This window comes from Domibacillus aminovorans (assembly GCF_001643235.1).
GTDB classification, from domain to species: domain Bacteria; phylum Bacillota; class Bacilli; order Bacillales; family Domibacillaceae; genus Domibacillus; species Domibacillus aminovorans.
In genome coordinates, this window is sequence record NZ_LQWY01000071.1 from 1 (window position 1) to 2,050 (window position 2,050).

Consider the following 2,050-nt stretch of genomic DNA (forward strand, 5'->3'; position numbering starts at 1 on the left):
CCTTTTTCTCTAAATCGGAGATTTTAATTTTCATGGGAGTTTAATAAATTACGCTTTTATCATATAAAAGATATCAAGAAATCTTTTTACCAAGAATGATTAGATCTCTCTCAATGCCATCTAATTCTGCAACATTCGGTAAATGTCCCCATTTTTCGAAATTAAAACTAGAAAATAGACGAAGACTAGGTTCATTGTGTCCGAATATAAATCCAAGTAAGGTATTAATTTGAAGTTTAGGACAAGTTTCTATTGCCTTCTTTATAATAAATTTGCCAATACCCTTACCTCTAATATCTTGATGAAGATAAATACTTATCTCAGCAGTTCTATTATAAGCAGGTCTTCCATAAAAAGATTGAAAGCTTACCCATCCAAATGCTTTTCCTTAAAACACATAAAACCAATAAATCAAACTAAATTTCCCATTCTAACTTCATAAATAATTGGTTTTCCATTAACTCAGCAGTAAGGCTCCCGTTCATTTTTTCCATTAAGCTTTTTGCAATCGGTAAACCTAGGCCTGTACCTTTTCCAGTTCTAGTTTGGTCTGCTTTATAAAAACGGTCAAAAATATGATATTAAAGGTAAAATTTAACAACTCGATAAACAAGCTTGTAAACGCAGTTAATAATGTGGAAATCAAAAAGTGGATGGTTAAAAAAACGACAAAGAGGATGGTTGTATCTGACTTTATAAATATTATCATATGAAGTAACATCAAATGTCATATTAATAGTAAAATCTCTTACTATTAATATACGAGGAGAGAATATTATGGAACAAAAAAAGATAAAGTTATATTTAATAACTTCCTTTACCATCTTAATGCTTTTCATGTTATCAGCGTGTAGTTCAGAACAAACAAAAAATACAGAAACAGGGCAGCAAAAAGAACCCTCAATCAATAAAGGAATGGGCTGGACACATGAAAATCCTGTATCACCAAAAGCAGGTGACTGGAAGGGGCTTGAGCTTAAGGATGGAAAGTCTTATAAGGTTGATATCCCGCCTGCAAACGATTCATCCGTTACAAAAAGTGAAGTAGAAGAATTGAAAGAGCTGACAAAAAATCGTACAAAGGAAGACGAGGAATTTATCCGTCGTTGGCAAAATACAGCAAGTCCAAACACTCTTTGGTTTGAAATTACTGAAGAACTAGTTCAGAAATACGGTTTAACTGGACCAGAAGCAGCACGAGTCCATGCTATCGTTTCAGGAGCTATTTATACAGGTCTTACAGCGACATTTGAAGGGAAATACGAATACTTGCGCCCAAGACCAACCGATTTAGACCCTTCTATTACATTACCTGAAGGGATGAAGGTACCAGCTCATCCTTCTTATCCAGCAGGACATACGACAACAGCCTGGTCAGCAGCTAATATCCTATCCTATTTTTTCCCTCACGAAAAAGAACATTTAGAAAAAATAGCGACCGATGTAGCGAACTCTAGAATGAAAATGGGTGTTCATTTTAGAAGTGATAATGAAGCTTCCAAAAAATTAGCAAAGGCGGTAACAACAGATGTTATTGAAAGTTTGAAGGATGACAATGCTCCATTACAATATAAAGAAGTTAAACAAGGATCATCAAGACATTAATATATAAAAGCAGTATAACAATAACCTTCCTTGTTTTATCAAGGAGGGTTATTGTTATCAAATATTGAATTTGTTTCAACTAATCAATTAAAAGAATTGGCTAAGTCGAGTCTTTGTGATATTTGGCTTAATCAAGATACTTGATTAACAAATTTCGAATCGAGTAGGAATCAATAAAGCGATTGATTCAAAAACAAAAAGCAACTTACTTACGCTTGGGATGGAGGATGTTCCCCTATTTTATACAGGCATTATCCTATTCACTAAGGATAGTGCCCTTTTCATTTATCTGCGCAAAACTGCGCAGTTTTGCGATTGCGAAAATGGGGGAAACCTTGTGTAAAAAGACAATAAAGTTATTTAATTTTAAAACCTAAAACAAGCATAACCCCGTTCTAAATTTGAGAGCACTGCAAAACACTTACATTTAAAGGGAGCACCCGAA

1 protein-coding gene and 2 pseudogenes are annotated in these 2,050 nt (G+C 34.0%); 1 reads left to right on the forward strand and 2 read right to left on the reverse strand.

All coding sequences use genetic code 11. The features are described 5' to 3' along the window. Positions 1-73: 73 nt before the first annotated feature. Both AWH49_RS19635 and AWH49_RS21075 read right to left on the reverse strand, forming a co-directional pair. Positions 74-388: pseudogene (locus AWH49_RS19635) on the reverse strand (GNAT family N-acetyltransferase); the annotation flags it as partial. 28 nt (positions 389-416) lie between these two features. After that, positions 417-575 (reverse strand): annotated as a pseudogene (locus tag AWH49_RS21075) (sensor histidine kinase); the annotation flags it as partial. A 202-nt stretch (positions 576-777) separates the two neighbouring features. Between AWH49_RS21075 and AWH49_RS17845 the strand changes: the two are divergent. Continuing rightward, positions 778-1,605 (forward strand): phosphatase PAP2 family protein, encoded by an 828-nt coding sequence (locus AWH49_RS17845; RefSeq protein WP_063966823.1) that lies wholly within the window; start codon positions 778-780, stop codon positions 1,603-1,605. Positions 1,606-2,050 lie beyond the last annotated feature (445 nt).